Source organism: Mycobacterium mantenii, assembly GCF_010731775.1.
Classification (GTDB): Bacteria; Actinomycetota; Actinomycetes; order Mycobacteriales; family Mycobacteriaceae; genus Mycobacterium; species Mycobacterium mantenii.
The window spans coordinates 1,757,661-1,779,808 of the sequence record NZ_AP022590.1 but is presented as its reverse complement, the minus strand read 5'-3'; the positions used below and the strand labels follow the sequence as shown (position 1 = coordinate 1,779,808).

Annotated in this window: 9 protein-coding genes (1 of these 9 only partly in view); 6 read left to right on the top strand and 3 right to left on the bottom strand. The window is 66.1% G+C overall.

Annotated features, from left to right (window positions below; genetic code table 11):
• Positions 1-16 precede the first annotated feature (16 nt).
• Together G6N50_RS07900 and mshC are read left to right on the top strand one after the other, a co-directional pair.
• A complete protein-coding gene (locus tag G6N50_RS07900; RefSeq protein ID WP_067828055.1) occupies positions 17-829 on the top strand; it encodes a 3'(2'),5'-bisphosphate nucleotidase CysQ in 813 nt (270 codons plus the stop codon).
• A 112-nt stretch (positions 830-941) separates the two neighbouring features.
• Entirely contained in the window at positions 942-2,177 is a 1,236-nt protein-coding gene (mshC, locus tag G6N50_RS07895) for a cysteine--1-D-myo-inosityl 2-amino-2-deoxy-alpha-D-glucopyranoside ligase (RefSeq protein WP_083097751.1), read from the top strand.
• A 25-nt stretch (positions 2,178-2,202) separates the two neighbouring features.
• Here the strand turns inward: mshC and G6N50_RS07890 are convergent, their stop codons facing one another.
• Genes G6N50_RS07890 through G6N50_RS07880 form a run of 3 tightly spaced genes read right to left on the bottom strand, consistent with a single transcriptional unit; the run spans position 2,203 to position 4,377 of the window.
• Positions 2,203-3,420: a DUF6545 domain-containing protein gene (locus tag G6N50_RS07890; protein ID WP_083097753.1), complete on the bottom strand. Its 1,218-nt coding sequence runs from the start codon at positions 3,418-3,420 to the stop codon at positions 2,203-2,205.
• Positions 3,417-3,983, bottom strand: a complete 567-nt coding sequence (locus G6N50_RS07885) for a hypothetical protein (protein ID WP_232068908.1) — start codon at positions 3,981-3,983, stop codon at positions 3,417-3,419. The genes G6N50_RS07890 and G6N50_RS07885 overlap by 4 nt, the downstream gene beginning before the upstream one ends.
• On the bottom strand, positions 3,898-4,377 hold the full coding sequence (locus G6N50_RS07880) for a helix-turn-helix domain-containing protein (RefSeq protein ID WP_083097756.1): 480 nt from the start codon (positions 4,375-4,377) through the stop codon (positions 3,898-3,900). Before G6N50_RS07880 ends, G6N50_RS07885 begins: the two co-directional genes overlap by 86 nt.
• Positions 4,378-5,527: 1,150 nt before the next feature.
• Between G6N50_RS07880 and G6N50_RS07875 the strand changes: the two genes are divergently transcribed.
• The 4 genes from G6N50_RS07875 to G6N50_RS07850 form a co-directional block, all read left to right on the top strand.
• Complete coding sequence (locus G6N50_RS07875; RefSeq protein ID WP_083097789.1) at positions 5,528-8,191, top strand: helix-turn-helix transcriptional regulator; 2,664 nt, start codon at positions 5,528-5,530, stop codon at positions 8,189-8,191.
• Positions 8,192-8,681: 490 nt separating this feature from the next.
• Positions 8,682-11,300, top strand: a complete 2,619-nt coding sequence (locus G6N50_RS07870) for a LuxR C-terminal-related transcriptional regulator (RefSeq protein ID WP_083097791.1) — start codon at positions 8,682-8,684, stop codon at positions 11,298-11,300.
• A gap of 553 nt (positions 11,301-11,853) precedes the next feature.
• Positions 11,854-12,081, top strand: a complete 228-nt coding sequence (locus G6N50_RS07865; protein WP_083097793.1) for an MbtH family protein — start codon at positions 11,854-11,856, stop codon at positions 12,079-12,081.
• Positions 12,065-22,148 carry the 5' portion of a non-ribosomal peptide synthetase gene (locus G6N50_RS07850; protein ID WP_169926972.1) on the top strand. Its footprint extends 9,548 nt past the window's final position, so 10,084 of the gene's 19,632 nt are visible here — the first part of the coding sequence; the start codon lies at positions 12,065-12,067; its stop codon lies off the right edge, out of view. Before G6N50_RS07865 ends, G6N50_RS07850 begins: the two co-directional genes overlap by 17 nt.

The following is a 22,148-nucleotide window of genomic DNA, read 5'->3' as shown; positions in this document are numbered from 1 at the left end:
CGGCGATACTGAAGCGGTGAACCCTGCCGCCGACGAGACGTCCGATGCCGCCCTGGCCGCCGATCTCGCCGCCGAGGCGGGGGAGCTGCTGCTGAAGGTCCGCGACGAAGTCGGCTTCGGGTATCCCTGGGCGCTGGGCGACGCGGGCGACAGCCTGGCGAACGCGCTGATCCTGCGGCGCCTGCAGGCCGAGCGGCCCGACGACGCGGTACTCAGCGAGGAGGCCTACGACGACCTGTCCCGGCTTCAGCACGACCGTGTCTGGATCATCGATCCGCTGGACGGCACCCGGGAGTTCTCCACACCGGGCCGCGACGACTGGGCGGTGCACATCGCGCTGTGGCAGCGTCCCACCGGCGACCCCAGCGGCGACTCCAGCAACGGCCGGCGCGAAATCACCGACGCGGCGGTGTCGTTGCCGGCCCGCGGCAATATCGTTTACCGCAGCGACACCGTGACGGCCGACGCCGCGCGCGTCGGTGTCACCGACACCATCCGCATCGCCGTCAGCGCCACCCGGCCCCCCGCGGTGCTGCACCGGATGCGGCAGACGCTGCCCATCCAGCCCGTCGCGATCGGCTCGGCCGGCGCGAAGGCGATGGCCATCATCGACGGGCACGTCGACGCCTACGTGCACGCGGGCGGGCAGTGGGAGTGGGACTCGGCGGCCCCGGCCGGGGTGGTGATGGCCGCCGGCATGCATGCGTCGCGGCTGGACGGATCACCGATGCGCTACAACCAACTCGACCCGTATCTGCCCGACTTCGTGATGTGCCGCGCCGAGCTGGCGCCGATCCTGCTGGGCGCCATCCGCGGCGATCGAGGCTGACGGCCGAGTCGGCGTCGCGAGTTTGGCCGCGCCAGTTCGGCCAGTGGGGCCGGGTCGGCGGTCGGGGCGGGTCATTCCGAGGCGGATCGCAGGCGCGCCTAGGCTGATTGGCATGCAGTCGTGGCCTTCCCCACAGGTTCCCGTGTTGCCGGGACGCGGTCCGGAGCTTCGGCTGTATGACACGTCCGACCGGCAGGTGCGTCCCGTGGCGGCCGGCTCGGCCGCCACGATGTATGTCTGCGGCATCACGCCGTACGACGCGACCCACCTGGGCCACGCGGCAACCTATCTGGCGTTCGACCTGATCTACCGGCAATGGCTGGATCTCGGTCACGACGTCCACTACGTCCAGAACATCACCGACGTCGACGATCCGCTGTTGGAGCGCGCCGAGCGCGACGGCATCGACTGGCGGGACTTGGCCGAGCGTGAGGTGTCGCTGTACCGAGGAGACATGGCTGCGCTGCGCATCCTGGCGCCACGCGATTACGTCGGGGCGACCGAGGCGATCGCAGAGGTCGTCGAACTCGTCGAGAAGATGCTGGCGTCCGGGGCGGCCTACGTTATCGACGGCGAATACCCGGACATCTATTACCGTGCCGACGCGACCCCGCAGTTCGGCTACGAATCCGGCTACGACCGCGAGACCATGCTTCGGCTGTTCGCCGAGCGCGGCGGCGATCCGCAACGGGCCGGCAAGACCGACGAGCTCGACGCCCTGCTGTGGCGTGCCGCGCGGCCGGGGGAGCCCAGCTGGCCGTCGCCGTTCGGCCCCGGCCGGCCGGGCTGGCACGTCGAGTGCGCGGCGATCGCGCTCAGCCGCATCGGCAGCGGCCTGGACATCCAGGGCGGCGGCAGCGACCTGATCTTCCCGCATCACGAATTCACCGCAGCGCACGCCGAATGTGTGCGCGGCGAGCGGAGATTCGCCCGCCACTACGTACACGCCGGGATGATCGGCTGGGACGGGCACAAGATGTCGAAGAGCCGCGGCAACCTGGTGCTGGTGTCGCAGCTGCGCGCCCGGGGCGTCGAACCGGCGGCCATCCGGCTGGGTCTGCTGGCCGGGCACTACCGCGGGGACCGCTATTGGAGCGAGCAAGTCCTCGAGGAGGCCTTCGCCCGGCTGCAGCGCTGGCGCCGCGCGACCGCGCCGCCGGCCGGCCCAGACGCCGCCGATGTGATCGCCCGGGTGCGCCAATACCTGGCCGATGACTTGAATACTCCCAAAGCGATTGCCGCACTTGATGGTTGGACCACCGATGCGCTGGAATACGGTGGCCACGACACCGAGGCGCCCCAGCTGGTGGCGGCTGCCATCGACGCGCTACTGGGCGTGGCCCTGTAACCACCGCGGCGGTACGTCTTCCCCGTTATGCCGGCAGGCTCGTTCCCATGCCGGGTCCATCAGAGGTTACCCGGTTTAAGTCGGTGGCCGCCAGGGCGGGTGCCCACCATTTCGCCAGTGCCAGCAGATCTGCGGCCTCCTCGTAGAGGCTTGTCGATCGGGAGCGCACGACCAAAGCCCGGTCGGGTGTCTGGGGTCGGACGCCCTCGGCTTTGGCCCTGACGGCATGTGCCAGCTCGAACGCGTCGGTCGCGGAGCCGCGTTCGTCGGCCGGCACGGCGTACGCCTGCAGGAACTGGGCCAGCGCGTCCGGTGGCGCATCACGTACGTAGTGGCGCAGTTGCAGGATCCCGTCGCGGATTTCGATGACGGTTTGGTGCAGCTGCAGAGTGGTCTTTTGAAATCGCCGGTCCGCGTGCTCGATGGTGAACCTGCTTTCCGGCACGACAACCATCATGCTGAACCGCAGTGGCTGCAGATTCTTCCAGGCGCGGCTGACGCGATCCAGGCCGAGATACGAATGCAGTCGCACCGCGAGCGAAACCGCCCCGAAGAGGTAGACGATGACGGCCATCCACAGGAACTCCGACCCATGCACCCGGTGCCGGAATTTCACCGTGTGGGTCCAGCCGAGTTGGTCGCTCACCGCCAAGACCAACGCCTCCGAGCAGGCCGCGCCCGTCACGGCAACCGCAAGTACCCCGGCGGCGGCCAGCAGCATCTCGCCACGCTCGGTGGCCCTCAACAGCTCGGAGCCGAACATCCACAGCAAGCGCACCACCAAGATGACAATGATGGTCAGGTACAGGCTCAACGCCAGTACCGCGTCCCAGCCGCCGGAGGCCTCGAACGTCTGCCCCGCGACGCGAGCACGGGTGCCCGCGGCCAGGAATGCCACCGACAACGCGACGGCGGCCAGGCGGTACCAGCGGTGACTGCGGCGCGTTTCCTCCGGTGAGATCCGGTTCCACAGCATGGTGAATCCGATGAATTCGGCGCACGCCAACATCATTGCAACGCAAGACAATTGCTGGGCCGTGGTGACGGTCATGAGCGCGCTTCTGGACAACGCCGCTTCTACCCGGTGCTCACGCAAGATCTGGGCCAGCAGCAGCCATGCCATCACACTGTTCAAGTACGTCTGGTAGAGGTTCGCCCTACACCACCGGAATCGCGCCGCAAGAAGGATCACCATGATCGTGATCACGGGCCACGCGACGACACCCGGGATGGTCGACGTCACGTGCGGCGGAAGAAGGCGCTACGCATCATGGAGTGACGTTCGGCGGCTTCACCGGCGGCGATCATAAGCAGGGAGGCGAACATCTCGGCGTCGCGTTCCTGATCACTTGCGTAGTCGCTGCGCCCCAGGACCGCACGAACGGTTTCAGGATCAAGGTCGGGCAACGCCTGGCGGCACACCCTGTACTCGGGTGCCTCGTCGAAGCTGTGGCCGCGGCTCCGGCCATGTCCGAGCAAGATATGCCCGATCTCGTGGCCGACGATCTGATCGATGTGGTAGTCGGTGGTGCCGATCTCATGCAGGATCAGGTCTTCGTCATCGCAGGCCAGCCAGAGTCCGCACGGGCTTTCCGCCAGCGCCGCGGTGTCCGTTGGGACCAGCCTGATGGCCCGCCCGCGCATTTGGCCCAGGTTCTCGATGAAGGCGTTCCGGTCCCACGGCACCGGGATCGGGAGCTTGCGTGTCAGCGCGAGGATGTCAGTGTTTGGTGCCGCCATAAACGTCGTCACCCCCCTGGGCGGAAATCGGGGGCAACTGTTCGAGCTCGCGAAGGTGATCGACAATCGCCGCCAGGCTGTTCAGGGCCTGCGGAGTCAACCCGGCTGCACGCGCCGCCAGGTCACGCACCCCGTGATCGCGTAATGCCTGCAGAAGATTCAGTTGCGCGTCGATCGCCGGGTCGGTGCCACGGTCTATCAGATACGAAGGCGGCACACCGAAGAAATCGGCAATCGCCCGCAGATGCGTGACGGTGGGGTTCGTCTTCACACCGCTTCTGAGCTGCCAAAGATAGGCCGGACTGATCGGGACGCCCGTCTTATCGGTGATCGCCGCCGCGGCCGCGGCGTTGGAGAGCGGAGGCATTCCCGCCTTGCGCATCAGCCCGAAGAGCTTGTTCAGGCGGGTCGCCAGCTCGCCGTCTTCCGATTCTTTGGCCAGTACTCCGTCGGCTCCCAATGCACTCTCGTTTCATGCAGACGCTCACTCTGTGTACCCAGGTTACAGTCCCGGTCGCGTTTTCTTACCCCGCGCCCCATTTACTCATACTCCCGCAGAACTGCGGTGACCTCGGCAATCTGCCGAGTATTTGTGGAGTGGTGGAGCGCCGCACCGCCGCTGCGCACAGGTAGCAGCCTGTCCAGTTTACATTTTCACCAGTGTACGGTTGAATGCGTGGCGTGTACTGCTGTGTACGGTTCGCGATGGGGTCTGCCAGCTCCCTGAGTCGTTTCACGATTGGCGCTGTCGACGGGAACGTGTTCGACGTTCTGTCTACGTCTCGGGGCTCGGCTTTGCTGGTGAGCGATAAGGGAGACCTGCGACCGCGCCGGAATCGCATTTGCGGGGAAAACCCGCGGATAGCTAACGCTTTTCATCCTGCGCCCGCGCGCCTTCGGAATTGGCGAAGCGACGCGCGGCGAATTGCGCCAGGTTGGCGTCAAAAATCGAAAATGCTCAGCAAACTCCAGTCGCGGTTCGGCATCGATGATGAGCTTTCGTCGTCGTTGTGGGGAAGCGCCCGATCCGGATGCCGAGGCGCAACTCGGGGTTCGATATCCACAGGTGGCCGACACCGCCAGCGGTGTTAACCCGGGATTGCCATCCCCGGGGTTGAAGCTTTCTTAGGCGTCGGTCGCGTCGCCATTCTAGGCCGCGTCGCCCAGTGTGTTGTTATTTGCTACAAAGTCCTCTAGCTTTGCGCGCCAGCCTATGAAACACCTGTATAAGCAGTGACAAATTGACGCTGGCGTCGAAACTAGTTAGTCCAAAAAGATTTGCTGTCGTGTTGAAATCGGGGTATGTTCGTTATCAATTACTGGACTGCAGAAGGAGTTGAGTCCGGTGTATATAACAAGCGGGATCGCGCGGCCGTCAGTAGACGGCCGGCTGCGTCGACCGCCGAAACGTGATCATTGTCGGCTGCAAGGGCGTCGTGTTGCTGTCACCGCCGGGGCCTGTCATCGGCCGTGCGATGTAGGACGCTATTAATGGGTACGGGCTTGGCTTTCCGAAAAGCCGTGGCGCCGAAGCCCTCCGAATAAACCCGGGTTTCCAGGTGTCGGGGGAAGTCGGGTCGACGTGGCCGATTGTCGGCCGCGATGTTGAGTTGCGCCGGTCGCTGGCGGCGCTCAGTAGCGGGGATTTCTACGGGGCGGCCTTGGTCGGCGACAGCGGGTTGGGCAAGTCGACGCTGGCGCGGATGCTGGCAAAGACGGTCGAGTCGGCAGGGCGGACGGTGCGTTTCGCGCTGGGTACCCAGACGGGTCGTGCCGTCCCACTGGGCGCTTTTTCTCGCGCGTTGAGCCTCAGCGTTGCCCATGAACCGGCGGTCATGCTGGCCGCCGCGCATAACACTCTGTGTCAGGACAAGAACCTGGTGGTGGTGGTCGATGACGCCCACCTGCTCGATCCGCTGTCGGCCACCTTGGTCAATCAGCTCGTGGCCGGGCACAGCGCCCGGTTGATCGTGACGATCCAGTCGGGGGAGCCGGTACTGGATGCGGTGACCGCGTTACTGAAAGAACGGCTGCTGCTGACGGTCCACGTCGATCCGTTCACCCGCGAGCAGACTGAATTATTGGCCGGCGCGGTTCTGGGCGGTCCGGTCGACACGCAATTGGTCGACGAGTTGCTCGAGCGCAGTGCGGGAAAACCGTTGCTGCTGCGCAGCTTTCTGACCGCGGGGCGCGCAAGCGGGGCCTTGGTTCACACCGAGGACCGCTGGCAACTCGGCGGGCCGTTGCGCGGAGATCGCGAACTTCACGACGCTTTGGAATTCCGGTTGCAGTCGCTGAGCCCAGGGGAGCTGGAGGTGGTGGAGCTGCTGGCCACCGCCGAGGAGCTGAAGTGGGAGGTCTTGCGTGATATCTGCGATCCCGACGCGGTGGCCGCTCTGGAGCGCCGTGGCCTGATCCAGTTAATTCCCGACGGATCCCACACCGTGGCGCAGTTGAATCACCCCATGCTCGGTGAGGCGGCGACCCGGCACGCCGGGATGGTGCGCTCCCGGCAACTCAACGGCAAGTTGGCGCGAGCTCTGCAAAAGCATCAGCGCAAGCGGGCGGGGGCCCCGGTGTTGAGGCTGCCCGGACCGCCGGGCCGAATCCGGTTGGCGCAGTTCATGATGCGAAGCGACTTGGAGCCCGACCTGGACGTAGTCATCACCGCGGCGGCGGACGCGCTGGCGACATCGGACGTGGTGCTGGGCGAGGAGCTGGCCAGGTTCGCGGTTGATCGTGACGGTGGTCTGCCGGCCGCGTTGGTGCTTGCCGAGGCGGTGAGTTGGCAAGGACGCGGCGAGGAGGCCGATTCCATCCTTATCAACGCCGAACCCGACGGCGACGACGACTGGCTGATCGCGCGGTGGGGCTGCCTGCGCGCGGCCAACCTGTTCTGGGGATGCATGGACGTGGAAGCCGCCACTCGGGTACTCGATGAGGTGAAAAAGCGTGTTGCGTCCGAGCTGGGCCTTCACCTCATCAACGTGCTCGAGATGTCCATGGGCTTCTTCCAGGGGGAAGTTGAGGCGACTCTCGATCTTGGGCCGGGCCTGTGTGCGGCCGATCTGCTGCCGATGGCGACCGTGTGGGCGGCTCTCCCGACATGCGGCGCCCTAGCACTGGCCGGCCGCTTTTCCGAAGTCAGCGGCATAGCTGATGCCGGCGTGCGTGCGACGGCGCTGTGCGGATTGGGACCACATCGATTCAACATCGGGATGACCGAGATCATGGCCGCGACGGCCGCCGGCGATGACGGCGCGGCCGAGCGAATTTACCAACGCTACGCCGCGCAGGCCGACGGTCTTCGCACGGCGGAGGCCATGGTGGACGCAATATTCGGGCTCCTGCAACTGAGTCGCGGCGCGCTGCCGTCGGCGTGCGCCTTGTTTACCAGTTCGGTTGCGGTGTTCGCGAAAGGCTTTTCGTCACCTTGGTTGTTGGTGGTGGCCGCGTTGAAGACCCAGGCCGAGGCGGCGCGGGGCGACTGCGCGGCGGCCGCTGCCGCGTTGCGGCTTGCGGAAAGAGCTTACGGTCCACACGTGGCGGTGTTTTTGCCGGAGCTCGAGCTCGCCCGGGCCTGGGAGCGGGCAGTTGCCGGCGACACGATGGGTGCCCAGGGGCATGCGCTGCAAGCGGCGCAGATCGCGCGAGCCACCGGGATGCATGCGGTGGAGATGCGGGCACGCCATACAGCTGTGCGCTTCGGCGATACCTCGCAGGCCCCGCGGCTCCTGCAAATTGCTCGTTTCCTGAACACCGCATTCGCCGAGGCGATCGCTGACCATGCCCGCGGCCTGGCGCAACACGACGGTGATCAGCTCGACGCCGCGGCACATCAATTGGCCGATGTCGGCGCGCTGGCGTCCGCCGCCGACGCGTCGGCCCAGGCGGCCAGCGAACATGCCCGCCGAGGCGACCGCGGCAAGAAATTCGAATCCGCGGCTTGGGCGCACGCGCTGGCCAGGCGTTGCGAATTACGCACACCGGCACTCAATGCCTCGGCGCACCCCCTCCCCTTCAGCGCCCGTGAGCGACAGATCGTAACGCTGGTCGCGGCCGGCTTGTCCAACCGTCAAATCGCCGACCGGCTGGTCATCTCCGTGCGCACGGTGGAAGGACACCTATACCGGCTTTTCACCAAGCTCGGTATCAACACTCGCGACCAACTCATCTGCTTGACCCGCCAGGAGTGGTCCGGACAGGCCTCGTTATTGGACCTTCACGGCGGATCGCTCGGTTATCAGGACGATGAGCACCCCCACGCCGGTTGAGTGTTCATCAGTCCCTTATGAAAACTTAGGGAGCGCCACTCTATCTCCGCGCACCCACCACTCGACTTGTATACGAGTCCCGACGAGGCGTGTTTAAGGGGCCATACGCTCCCGCACATGATAGGCAGTCGCAAACGCCTGGTCGCGGTCGTTGGTCACCGTGTAGACCGGCCCGGACCCGCAGAAACGGTCTTGCCGTCGGAGTTGCCGATAGTCGAGGACCGACTCCCGTCGGGCTACTCGGGGAGCACCCCGGCGGTGGACGACTTTTTCAGACTTTATCTAGCAGTAGCGAGTTCAGGCTTCATGTAGTGGTAGCGCGCTCAGGACGTCGAGGCCGGCCGATGAGCCCGGCACCGGCGCGGGGCAGACGGAGATCCGGTCCGGCACCAGGTTGGACGTCATTTCCGGCGGCCTCGGTGGAAGTGGGGAGATACATCATTTGACGCAACGGGTAAATGGGTCTACGTGGCCTATCGTGGGGCGCGATGTGGAGTTCCGGCGGTCGCTGGCGGCACTCAATAACGGGGATTTCCACGGGGTCGCGTTCGTCGGCGACAGTGGAGTGGGCAAGTCGACGCTGGCGCGGATGCTGGCAAAGACGGTCGAATCGGCCGGGCGGACGGTGCGTTTCGCGCTGGGCACCCAGACCGGCTGGTCTGTGCCGCTGGGCGCATTCTCTCGCGCGGTGAGCCTGGGGGTGGGACATGAACCGGCGATCATGCTGGCCGCCGCGCATAACACGTTGGGTCAGGACAAGAACCTGGTGGTGATGGTCGACGAGGCCCAGTTGCTCGATCCGTTGTCGGCCACCTTGGTCAATCAGCTGGCGGCCGGGCGCAGCGCCCGGTTGATCGTGACGATCCGGTCGGGGGAGCCGGTGCTGGATGCGGTGACCGCGTTGCTGAAAGAGCGGTTGTTGCTCACCGTTCACGTCGATCCGTTCAGCCGAGAGCAGACCGCGTTGTTGGCTAATGCGGTTTTGGGCGGTCCGGTCGACTCGCGACTGGTCGACGAGTTGTTCGAGCGTAGTGCGGGAAACCTGTTGCTGCTGCGCGGCTTTCTGACCGCGGGGCGCGAAAGCGGCACCTTGGTTCACACCGAGGACGGCTGGCAACTCGGGGGGCCGTTGCGCGCGGACCGCGAACTTCACGATGCCTTGGAGTTCCGGTTGCAGTCGCTGAGTTCAGAGGAGCTGGAGGTGGTGGAGCTGCTGGCCACCGCCGATCTGCTGGAGTGGGAGGTGTTGCGTGATATCTGCGATGCCGACGCGATGGCGAACCTGGAGCGCCGTGGCCTGATCCAGTTGGTTGCCGACGGATCCCATACCCTGGCCCGGTTGAATCACCCCATGCTCGGTGAGGCGGCGACCCGGCACGCCGGGGTGGTGCGCTCCCGGCAACTCAACGGCATCTTGGCGAAAACGCTTCGAAGGCACCTGCGGGTAGGGGGCCGGCGCTCGCAAGTCTCCGACCCGCGAGGCCGAATCCGGTTAGCGCAGTTCATGATGCGAAGCGACTTGGAGCCCGACCTCGATATTGTCGTCACCGCGGCGGCGGACGCGCTGGCGATGTCGGATGTGGTGCTGGGTGAGGAGCTGGCCAGGTTCGCGGTCGATCGTGGCGGTGCTCTGCCGGCCGCGTTGGTGCTTGCCGAGGCGGTGAGTTGGCAAGGACGCGGCCAAGAGGCCGAGTCCATCCTTATCGAGGCCGAACCCGACGGCGACGACGAGTGGTTGATCGCGCGGTGGGCCGGCCTGCGCGCCGCCAACTTGGCATGGGGATGCGGTGACGCCGAAACCTCGACGCGTGTACTCACCGAGGTGAAACAGCGTCTCGTCACCAAGGGCGGGCTCGAGCTGATCAATGCGCTAGAGGTGTCGATCGGGTTCTTCTGCGGCGACGTAAAGACGACGATCGAGCTCGGACCGGGCCTTTGTGAGACCGATGTGGTGCCGATTGCGACGGTGTGGGCGGCGGTCGCGACATGCGGCGCCTTGATGGCGACCGGGCGGTTTTCCGAAGTCGCCGCCATAGCCGATGCCGGCGTGCGCGCGACGACACTCTGCAGGGCGGGGGCGCAGCGCTTCTCCATCGGACTGGCCGAGGTCATGGTCGCGATCGCCGCCGGCGACTATCCTGCCGCCGACCGAATCCATAAGCGCTACGCCGCGCTGGCGACCGGACTTCCCGCAGCGGAGGCCATGGTCGACGCGATGCTCGGGCTCGTGCAGGTCACCCGCGGTGAGCTGCCCGCGGCGTGCGCCACCCTCTCCCGCTCGATCTCTCAACTGTCGCAAGGCTTTCCGTCGCCCTGGTTGTTGTTGGCAGCCGCCCTGCTGGCGCAGGCCGAGGGGATGCGGGGGGACGCCGGCGCGGCAGCCGCGGCGCTGCGGAACGCGGAAGAGACCTACGGTCCGCATTTGGCGGTGTTCTTGCCGGAGCTCGAGCTCGCGCGGGCTTGGGAGCGGGCAGCCGCCGGTGACACGATGGGAGCCCAAACGCACGCGCTGCAAGCGGCGCAGATCGCGCGGGCCGCCGGGATGCACGTGGCGGAGATGCGGGCATACCATGCGGCCACTCGTTTCGGCGATCGTTCGCAGACCACGCGAGTAGACGAGCTCGCCGCAATGCTGAACTCGCCGTCGGCGCAAGCGATCGCCGAATATGCCCGCGGTCTGGCGCAACACGACGGCGATCTGCTCGATGCCGCGGCACAACAATTCGTCGATCTCGGCGCTTCGGCTTTTGCCGCCGACGCGTCGGCTCAGGCGGCCAGCGAGCATGCCCGCCGGGGCGACCGCCGCAAGCAGGTCGAGTCGTCGACCCGCGCGCATGCGTTGGCCAACCAGTGCGGTTTGCGCACACCGGCTCTCGAGGCCGCGGCACGCCCCCTGCCCTTCAGCGGGCGCGAGCGCCAGATCGTGTTGCTGGTCGCGGCCGGCCTGTCCAACCGTCAAATCGCCGACCGGCTGGTCATTTCGGTACGCACGGTGGAGGGACACCTGTATCGACTCTTCACCAAACTCGGCGTCAACCACCGCGATCAACTCGTCCAGCTACTCAACCTGGATTCATCCAGCGCACAAAACGACGTCAGCACGTCATGACGAACACTCCGCAGCGATCCAAGCCCACCGCCGCGCGGGTGGCCCGCGCGAAGGCGGTCGAGAAAGTCATCGACGCCGGGGAAGTGTAGCTCGGCCGTCGGCTACTCCAACTGAACGCAGACCCGCTGCTTGTTTCGGTCCGATCTGAAACAGGCCAGTCGAACGACGCATTAGAACACCACTGCCTTTGTCCGGCAACGCCACTCATGACCGGCTCGACTAGGGTCGATTCCCCTGCGTAACGGCGTACACCAGCACTCTAGGCGAAAAACATTGTTGCAGAATGTAATCCGCACAACCACGCACATTTTAGGGTCGGCATTTCCCTGTCGCTACCGCAGTCACTCGGTTAGCCGGGTCGTACCACTCTATGTGCACGCCCCGACTACGCTACCCGGCTTGATAAGCCTAACAACAGGATTGAAACCCATACGCTCCCGATCAGTGCCCGGTCAAGACGTCTGCCGGGAGACCAAGGCCTAGAGCTCGTGGCCGCAAACAGCTAGTGCACTGAACTGTTCGGCACGTGCCAAATCGAGGATTTGGAGGACTGATGAGTACCAATCCGTTCGACGACGACAATGGCAGTTTCTTCGTCTTGATCAACGACGAAGAGCAACACAGCCTCTGGCCGGCTTTCGCCGATATTCCGGCCGGCTGGCAAAAGGTTTACGGCGAAGCGGATCGCGCTGCGTGCCTGGAGTACATCGAACAGAACTGGCCCGACATCCGGCCGAAGAGTCTGCGCGAGAGGCTGGCAGGCCGTGGTTCTGATATGTGAACCGTGCGGGCCGCCGACGGATCCCGACGACCGGGCACATCCGCTGACGCGCGGTCAGCTGGACATTTGGCTTTCGCAGGAAACGGGTCAGTCCGGGACGGAATGGCAGCTCGGCCTCTTCGTGAAAATCGAGGGCACAGTAGAGCGTGATGCCCTCCAGTGGGCGATCAGCCGGGCGGTGTATGAGGCGGAGGCATGCAGGGCCGGCATCTTCGAGGTGGATGGCCAGGTTTTCCAGAGGGCGGTCGAGTACCCGGAGGTCGAGCTGGCCTTCTTCGACCTGAGCCGCTCCGTGGATCCCGTGCAGGAAGCCCATGAATTAGCGTCATCGATCCAGCGCACGCCAATGCCGTTCACCGGCCCGCTGTTCAGGTTTGCGTTATTGCGGACGCGGCTCGATGAATTCATCTTGTTTGCGTGCGGTCACCACATAGTCGTAGACGGATCCGGCATTGCGCTGGTTGGCCAACGGATTGCATCCGTCTACTCCGCAATTGTTTCCGGGGCGCCCATCCCGCCTTCCATCTTCGGCTCGTTACAGGACTTGGTTGATTTCGAGTCAGAATACGAAGCGTCCAACGACTATCTCGACGATCAGGCCTATTGGACCAAAAACGTTCCCGCGGAAAGTGGATCGCAATATCGGTTGCCTCAGGCCGCGGACGAGCATGATGCGTATTGTTTTTCCGCGCCGGTTCGGCTGGACGCTGTGGTCCTTCGCCGAGTTCACGAGTTGTCCCGAGCATGGAACGTTCCGCGATCATCGGTCCTCACCGCGGCGTGCGCACTTTTGGTGCGCGGGTGGTGCTCTGAGGACTCAGAGGTGGTACTCGACTTCCCGGTCAGCAGGCGAGTGGGTCCGGAGTTAAAGACGCTTCCCGGGATGGTGGCCGGGGTTGTGCCGTTGGTGTTGAAGGTTTCGCCGGAATCGACGGTTGCCGGTTTCTGTGCCCATGTTGATATGCGAATTCGGGAAGCGTTGCAGCATCAAAGATTTCCGGTGCAGGCCCTCGAGCGCAAAATCCATGCCCGCGGCCTGGGGGGGCCAGCCGAGAGGGTGAGCGTCAATTTCCTCCCGTCTAGTTTCACGGTGTCCTTCGGTGGTGTGCCGGCATCGGCGTCCTATACCAATATCGGCCCAAGGGGCGGCTTTGGCTTGATCTTCTCCGGAGACGGTGACCAGCTCTACCTCGGGACGGCGGGCGCTGGGCAGCTGTTTTCGAGTATCGATGTCGCCAATTTGGCCCGACGGTTGCAGCGGATATTGGTGGCGATGGCCGCCGATTCGGGGCGACGGCTCTCGTCGGTGGATGTGCTGGATCCCGGTGAGCACGCCAGCCTGGACGGGTGGGGTAACCGCGCGGTGTTGACAGCACCGCCACCCACTTCGGCGTCGGTTCCGGTGTTGTTTGCCGCGCAGGTGGCCCGCGCGCCCAAGGCGGTGGCGCTGGTGTCCGGGGAGCATTCGTGGACCTATCGCGAGGTTGAGGCCGCCGCGAACCGGTTGGCGCACCTGCTGGCCGATCAGGGCGCGGGCCCGGGGCAGTGTGTTGCGCTGCTGTTTCCCCGTTGCGCCGAGGCGATCGTGGCGATTCTCGCGGTGCTGAAGACCGGGGCGGCCTATCTGCCGATCGATCCTGCGTTGCCGGCGGCTCGGATCGGCTTCATGGTGGCCGATGCGGCGCCGGTCGCCGCGGTGACCACCAGCGCGTTGGCTGAGCGGCTGACGGAGTCCGGCCTGCGGGTCATCGATGTCGATGACCCCCGCATCGACACTTACCCGGACACTGCGTTGCCGGCGCCGGCGGCCGACGATATCGCCTACATCATCTACACCTCGGGTACCACCGGTGTCCCCAAAGGTGTGGCGATCACCCACCAGAACGTCACCCAGCTGATGGCGTCAATGGACGCGAGCCTGCCGCCGGGACCGGGGCAGGTGTGGTCGCAATGGCACTCCTATAGCTTCGACATCTCTGGGTGGGAGATCTTCGGCGCCCTTCTCCGCGGCGGGCGGCTGGTGGTGGTGTCAGAGTCGGTGGCGAGCTCACCGGCTGACTTTCATGCCTTGCTGGTCACCGAAAAGGTCAGCGTATTAAGCCAAACCCCGTCGGCGGTGGGGATGCTGTCGCCTGAGGCTTTGGAGTCGGTCACCTTGTTGGTGGGCGGTGAGGCCTGCCCGGCCGATGTGGTGGATCGGTGGGCGCCGGGGCGGGTGATGATCAATGAATACGGCCCGACCGAGACCACGATGTGGGTGGCGCTCAGTGCGCCGCTGGCAGCCGGGACGGGTGCGCCGCCGATCGGTTCGCCACTGTCGGGGTCGGCATTGTTCGTGCTGGACGGATGGTTGCGGCCGCTGCCCGCCGGTGTAATCGGTGAGTTGTATGTGGCCGGTGCCGGCCTGGCAACTGGGTATTGGCGGCGGTCCGGGTTGACCGCGTCGCGGTTTGTGGCGTGCCCGTTTGGAGGGTCCGGGGCACGCATGTATCGCACCGGGGATTTGGTTTATTGGGGTCCCGATGGACAGTTGCGGTATCTGGGACGCGCCGATGAGCAGGTCAAGATCCGCGGTCACCGCGTCGAGCTCGGTGAGATTCAGAGCGCGCTAGCCGCGCTGGACGGGGTGGACCAGGCGGTGGTGATCGCCCGTGAGGACCGCCCGGGTGATAAGCGCCTGGTGGGCTATATCACCGGCACGGCCGACCCAGCCGGGCTGGGTAGTGCGCTGGCCGAGCGGCTGCCGTCGTACATGGTCCCGGCGGCGGTGGTGGTGTTGGACGCGCTGCCGCTGACACCCAACGGCAAACTCGACAAACGCGCCCTGCCGGCACCGGAATATCAGGACATTTATCGGTACCGTGCCCCTGCCAATCCCACTGAGGAGATCCTGGCCGGCATCTACGCCCAGGTACTCGGGCTGGAGCGGGTCGGTGTCGACGACTCGTTCTTCGACTTGGGTGGGGATTCGCTGTTGGCGATGCGGGTGATCGCCGCGGTCAACACCACTTTGGGTGCCGGGCTTGCGGTGCGCGCGTTGTTCGAAGCTCCCACGATTGCCCAACTGGCGCCGCGTATCGGCGAGGGTTCGGGTGGGCTGGCGCCATTGGTGGCCGGCCAGCGGCCCACGGTTGTGCCGTTGTCATTCGCGCAGAGCCGGCTGTGGTTCCTGGACCGGTTCGAGGGCGGGGTTGCGACCTACAACATGCCGACCGCGTTTCGGATCAGCGGGGGGCTCAATGTCGAGGCGTTGGATGCGGCCCTTGATGACGTGATCGCCCGCCACGAATCGCTGCGCACGGTATTTCCCGAGGTTGAAGGGGTGCCGGTGCAGCAGGTGTTGCCGGCCGAGGCGGGGATGTGGCGGCGCGGCGGCGCGGCCGTGATCTCGGTGCCCGAGCGGGACGTGGTCGACGAGCTGGTGGCGCTGGCCGGATACCGGTTTGATTTGTCGACCGAGGTTCCGATTCGTGCGCAGATCTATGCGGTGGGCCCCGAGCAGTATGTGGTGGGAATTGTGGTGCACCACATCGCGTTTGATGGTTGGTCACTGGCTCCGATGGTCCGTGATGTGGGCGAGGCGTATGCCCGCCGGTGTGAGGGTCAGGCCCCCCAATGGGCACCGTTGGCGGTGCAGTACGTCGATTACACGCTGTGGCAGCGCGAGCAGTTTGGTGATCTCGACGAGAGCGACAGCGCCATCGCCGCCCAACTCGCCTACTGGAAGCAGGCTTTGGCCGGCCTGCCCGAGCGGCTGGAGTTGCCGACGGATCGGCCTTACCCGCCGGTTACCGACTACCGCGGCGCCAGTGCGATCGTGGACTGGCCTGTCGAGCTACAGCAGCACGTTGCCCGGGTGGGCCACGAGCACAACGCAACCAGCTTCATGGTGATTCAGGCCGCCTTGTCGGTCCTGCTGTCCGAGCTCAGTGCCAGTTCCGATGTGGCCGTGGGATTCCCGATCGCCGGGCGCCGCGACCCGGCACTCGATGAACTGGTGGGTTTCTTCGTCAACACGTTGGTGCTGCGGGTGGACTTGGCGGGGGATCCCTCGTTCGTCGAGTTGCTGGCGCAGGTGCGGCAGCGCAGCATGGCCGCCTTCGAGCATCAGGATGTGCCGTTTGAGGTGTTGGTCGATCGGCTCAACCCCACCCGAAGCCTGACCCATCACCCATTGATTCAGGTGATCTTTGCCTGGCAGAACTTCCCCGGACTCAGCGACAGCGATCCCGTGGCCAACCCCGCTGCCGGGCTGGCTTTGGGTGATCTGCAGGTCACGCCGCTGCGGGCGGATACCCAAACTGCGCGAATGGATTTGGTGTTCTTCCTCAGAGAACACTGGACCGAGGCCGGTGAACCCGCCGGTATCTGGGGGACGGTGGAATACCGCACCGATGTGTTCGATGCGAGCACTATCGACACCCTGATCGAGCGGTTCCGGCGGGTGTTGTGGGCGCTGACCGCAGAGCCGACACGGCGGCTCTCGTCGGTGGATGTGCTCGATGCCGATGAGCACGCCTACCTTGACGGGTTGGGTCATCGGGCGGTGCTGACCGAATCGATGACGCCGGTGTCGATTCCGGCGTTGTTCGCCGCGCAGGTGGCGCGCGCCCCGGAGGCGGTGGCGATCAGTTTCGACGGCCGGTCGATGACCTACCGCGAGCTTGATGAGGCTGCCAACCGGTTGGCGCGTCTGTTGGCCAGTCATGGTGTGGGCCCCGGTGAATGTGTGGCGCTGCTGTTTTCCCGGTCGGCTGAGGCGATCGTCTCGATTTTGGCGGTGCTCAAGGCTGGGGCCGCATATTTGCCGATCGACCCGATGGTGCCGGATGCGCGGATGCGGTTCATCATGGCTGACGCCGCGCCGATCGCCGCGGTCACGACTGCCGTTCTGCGCGCCCGGCTCGATGGGTCTGATCTGACCGTCATCGATGTAGAAGACCGGCGCATCGCCACCCAACCGAGCACCGCATTGCCGGCGCCGGCGGCCGATGACCTGGCCCACATCATTTACACCTCGGGTACCACGGGCACTCCGAAGGGAGTGGCGGTCACCCACCAGAACGTGACCCGGTTGTTCGACTCGCTGGATGTCGGGATCGACATGGCGCCCGGGCAGGTGTGGACGCAGTGCCACTCGCTGTCCTTCGACTATTCGGTGTGGGAGATCTGGGGCGCGCTGCTGCATGGTGGCCGGCTGGTGGTGGTGCCCGAAGAGGTGACGCGCTCGCCAGAGGACTTGCACGCATTGCTGGTCGCCGAGCGGGTCAGCGTTTTGAGCCAGACCCCCTCGGCGGCGGGGATGCTCTCACGGCAGGGTCTGGATTCGGCGGCTTTGATGGTCGCCGGCGAGGCATGCCCCACCGACATGGTGGATCGGTGGGCGCCCGGGCGCGTGATGATCAACGGCTACGGCCCGACTGAGACCACGGTGTATGCCACGATCAGCGCTCCGTTGCGGCCGGGGTCGGGGGCGGTGCCGATCGGCTCCCCGGTGCCGGGTGCGGCGTTGTTTGTGCTCGATAACTTGTTGCGGCCGGCGCCGGCCGGTGTGGTCGGTGAGTTGTATGTGGCCGGCCGCGGGGTCGGCGTTGGGTACGTGCGCCGGGCCGGGCTGACCGCGTCGCGGTTCGTGGCGTGCCCGTTCGGCGGCCCTGGGGCACGGATGTATCGCACCGGGGATCTGGTGCGCTGGGGCGCCGATGGGCAGCTGACCTATCTGGGCCGCGCCGACGAGCAGGTCAAAATCCGGGGCTACCGGATCGAACTCGGTGAAATCGAAGCGGTGTTGGCGGCGCACCCCCGGGTGGGGCAGGCGGCGGTCATCACGCACACCGCTCCGTCGGGTTCGTTCGAGGGCGTCAGCGACAAGCAGTTGGTGGGCTACGTCGTGTTGGATCCGGAGATGATGCTGGTCCGGGAGCCCGACCGGGAAGCGCAGCTGGTTGAGCAGTGGCAGGGCGTGTATGAGGGCCTGTATTCGGGGGAGACGTTCACAGCAGGCGCCCGCACAGAATTAGGGGAAGATTTCGGGGGATGGAACAGCAGTTACACCGAGGCGCCGATCCCGCTGGAGCAGATGCGGGAATGGCGGGCGGCTGCGGTGGACCGGATCCGTGCCCTGAACCCGCGGCGGGTGCTGGAGATCGGGGTGGGCTCGGGGCTGTTGCTGGCGCCCCTGGCTCCGGAGTGTGACGAGTATTGGGGCACCGACTTTTCCGCGCCCACGATTCGGACGCTGCGGGCGGCGGTGGCCTCGCAGCCGTGGGGGGATCGGGTTCGGTTGCGGGTGCAGCCCGCCGATGTCACCGACGGGCTGCCCGACGGTCACTTCGATGTGGTGGTGCTGAACTCGGTCATCCAATACTTCCCTAGCGCGGGATATCTGCTGGATGTGCTCGCCGCGGCGATGCGGTTGCTGGCCCCGGGCGGCGCGTTGTTTATCGGCGACGTGCGCAACTTGTCGTTGCTGCGGGCGTTTACGACCGGCGTGGTTTCGACCGATACCGCCGACGACGACGCGACCGCTGCGGTCCGGGAGCGAGTGCGTCGCGAGATGCTGGCCGAGCAGGAATTGCTGCTGGCGCCGGAGTTCTTTATCGGGTTGGCGCAGCTGATTCCGGACATCGCCGCGGTGGATGTGCAACTCAAGGCGATGCACGCGGTCAACGAGCTCAGCGGCTACCGCTACGAGGTGGTGCTGCATAAGGCGCCGGTGGCGGTGCGGTCGCTGGCCGAGTTGCCGTCACAGCCGTGGCAGCGGTTCGCGAGCCTGGCCGCACTGGCGGAATATCTGCGGTCACAGGATCTGCCGGAGCTGCGGGTGACCGGGGTGCCGCACGCCGGGATCTGGCCGGACGTGGCACTGGCGCGGGCGCTGGCCGACGCCGGTGACCGGGTGTCTGTCGGCGAGTTGCGCGCCGGCATCTCGGCATCGGATGCGGTGTTGCCCCACCAGTGCCAGCTGCTGGGGCTCGAGTTGGGCTATGCCACGGCGGTGACCTGGTCACCGACGGCGGGGCTGGTAGATGTCATCTACACCCGCAGCGCAGAACCGCGCGTGGTGTCAGATCTGTATCTGCCCGGCGCGGGGGTGGGTTCGCTGGCCGGGCATGTGAATGATCCCGCGGCGATCGAGCGCGTGGCCGAGTTGCGCAGCTTTGCAGCGGAGCGGTTGCCGGAGTTCATGGTGCCGGCTGCGGTCATGGTGGTGGAATCGCTGCCGCTGACGGTCAACGGCAAGCTGGACCGCCGAGGTTTGCCGGCGCCGGAGTTTGTCAGTGCGGCCGCGTATCGCGCGCCGCGTGATGACCGGGAACGGGTGTTGGCCGCACTGTTCGGCGAGGTGCTGGGGGTGGCCCGGGTCGGCATCGATGAGTCGTTTTTCGACCTGGGTGGGCATTCCTTGTCGGCGACTCGGCTGATCGCGCGACTGAGGGCCGAACTAGGTGTGGAGGTCCCGATCCGGGCGTTGTTCGACGCGTACACCGTGGCCGGGTTGGCCGAATGGATCGGCGCGCATGCCGGGGCACGGGAGTGCGCGCCATTGGTGGCGCAGCAGCGGCCCGCGGTGGTGCCGCTGTCGTATGCCCAGCAACGGTTGTGGTTCATCGACCAATTGCAGGGCCCTTCACCGGTTTACAACATGCCAGTGGCATTGCGGCTGAGCGGGAGCCTTGACGCCGAGGCGTTGGGGGTGGCGCTGGCCGACGTGGTGGGTCGCCAGGAGAGCCTGCGCACCGTGTTTGCTGCGCCCGACGGGATACCGCAGCAGCTGGTTGTGCCCGCTGAGCGGGCCGACTTCGGCTGGCAGGTCGTTGACGCCAGCGGTTGGCCGGCGGGCCGGTTGCAGGAGGCCATCGGCGCGGTAGTGCGTCACACTTTTGACCTGGCCACCGAGATCCCCTTGCGCGCAACACTTTTCCGCGTTGGCGAGGACGAGCACGTGCTGGTCGCCGTGGTACATCACATCGCCGCCGACGGCTGGTCGATCGCCCCGCTGGTGGCTGATCTCGGCGTTGCCTACGCCAGCCGGAGTGCCGGGCAGGCCCCGGATTGGGCGCCGCTGGCGGTGCAGTACGTGGATTACACGCTGTGGCAGCGTGAGCAGCTGGGGGATCTGGCCGATTCCGACAGCCGCATCGCCGCGCAGCTGGCCTACTGGGAGCAGGCCCTGGCCGGCATGCCGGAGCGGCTGCAGTTGCCGACTGATCGGCCTTATCCGGCGGTGGCCGATCACCGCGGGGCCAGTGTGGCGGTGGAGTGGCCGGCAGAGTTGCAGCAGCAGGTCGCTCGGCTGGCCGACGAGCACAACGCGACCGGCTTCATGGTGGTTCAGGCCGCCCTGGCCGTGCTCTTGTCGCAACTGAGCGGCAATAACGATGTGGCCGTGGGCTTCCCGATCGCCGGGCGTGGTGATCCGGCGCTCGACGAGCTGGTCGGATTTTTCGTCAACACCCTGATTTTGCGAGTCGATTTGGGTGGGGATCTGACGGTCGCAGAGCTGCTGGGCCAGGTAAGAGCGCGCAGCCTGGCAGCCTACGAGCACCAGGACGTGCCGTTTGAGGTGTTGGTAGAGCGGCTCAACCCCACCCGAAGCCTGACCCATCACCCACTGGTGCAGGTGATGTTCGCCTGGCAGAACCTTGCCTGGGACAGCAGTGATCCCGCGGCCGGGCTGGCTTTGGGCGAGGTCCAGATCAGTCCGCTGGCGGCGGAAACCCACACCGCCCGAATGGATTTGGCGTTCTCATTAGCCGAACGCTTCACCGAGGCCGGCGAGCCCGCCGGGATTTCCGGCTCCGTGGAGTTCCGCACCGACGTGTTCGACGCGGCCAGCATCGAGGTGCTAATCGAGCGGTTGGGGCGCGTGCTGGCGGCGATGACCGCCGACCCGAACCGGCGGCTCTTGACGGTGGATCTCCTCGATGCGCCTGAGCACACCCGCCTGGATGAGATCGGTAACCGCGCGGTGCTGACCCGGTCCGCAATCGGCGCGTCGATTCCGGTCTTGTTCGCCGAGCAGGTGGCGCGCACGCCCGAGGCGGTGGCGGTGACTTTCGACGGCGCATCGATGACCTATCGGGAACTGGACGAGGCCGCGAACCGGGTGGCGCATCTGTTGGCCGCGCACGGCGCCGGCCCGGGACAGTGGGTGGCGCTGCTGTTCGAGCGGTCCGCCGAGGCGATCGTGGCGATCCTCGCAGTTTTGAAGACGGGTGCGGCCTATCTGCCGATCGACCCGGCAGTGCCGGATACGCGGCTGCACTTCATCGTGGCCGATGCCGCGCCCACGGTCGCCGTCACCACCCCGGAGCTGCGCTCGCGGCTGGACGGGAACGACTTGGCCGTCGTCGACGTCCGCGACCCCCGCATCGATACCCAACCCGGCACCGCGTTGTCGCCGCCGGCCGCCGACGACCTCGCCCACATCATCTACACCTCGGGCACCACCGGTGTGCCCAAGGGCGTGGCGGTCGCCCACAGCAACGTCACCCAGCTCATCGAGTCGCTGGATGCTGGACTGCCGCAGGTCAAGGTATGGCCGCATTGTCACTCGTTGGCCTTCGATGCCTCGGTGTGGGAGATCTGGGCCCCGCTGCTCCATGGCGGACGGGTGGTGGTGGTGCCCGAGGCGGTCGTGCGCTCGCCGGCAGACTTCCACGACCTGCTGGTCGCTGAACAGGTCAACATGCTCCTGCAGACGCCTTCGGCGGTGGGGATGCTCGCCCGCGAGGGTCTGGAGTCGGTGGCGTTGGTGGTCGCCGCGGAGGCCTGCTCGGCCGAGGTGGTGGATCAGTGGGCCCCGGGCCGGGTGATGGTCAACGCCTACGGTCCGACCGAGACCACAGTGATCGTAACGATCAGTGCGCCGTTGGCGGCCGGGTCGGGCGCCCCGCCGATCGGTGGGCCGGTCCCCGGTGCGGCGCTGTTCGTGCTGGATCGATCGTTGCGCCCGGTGCCCCCCGGGGTGGTCGGTGAGTTGTACGTGGCCGGGCGCGGCGTGGGCGTCGGGTATCTGGGCCGGCCCGGGTTGAGTGCGTCGCGGTTTGTGGCGTGCCCGTTCG

Coding starts and splice junctions, on each gene's coding strand:
- mshC (WP_083097751.1), top strand. CDS start 942: ATGCAGTCGTGGCCTTCCCCACAGGTTCCCGTGTTGCCGGGACGCGGT.
- G6N50_RS07865 (WP_083097793.1), top strand. CDS start 11,854: ATGAGTACCAATCCGTTCGACGACGACAATGGCAGTTTCTTCGTCTTG.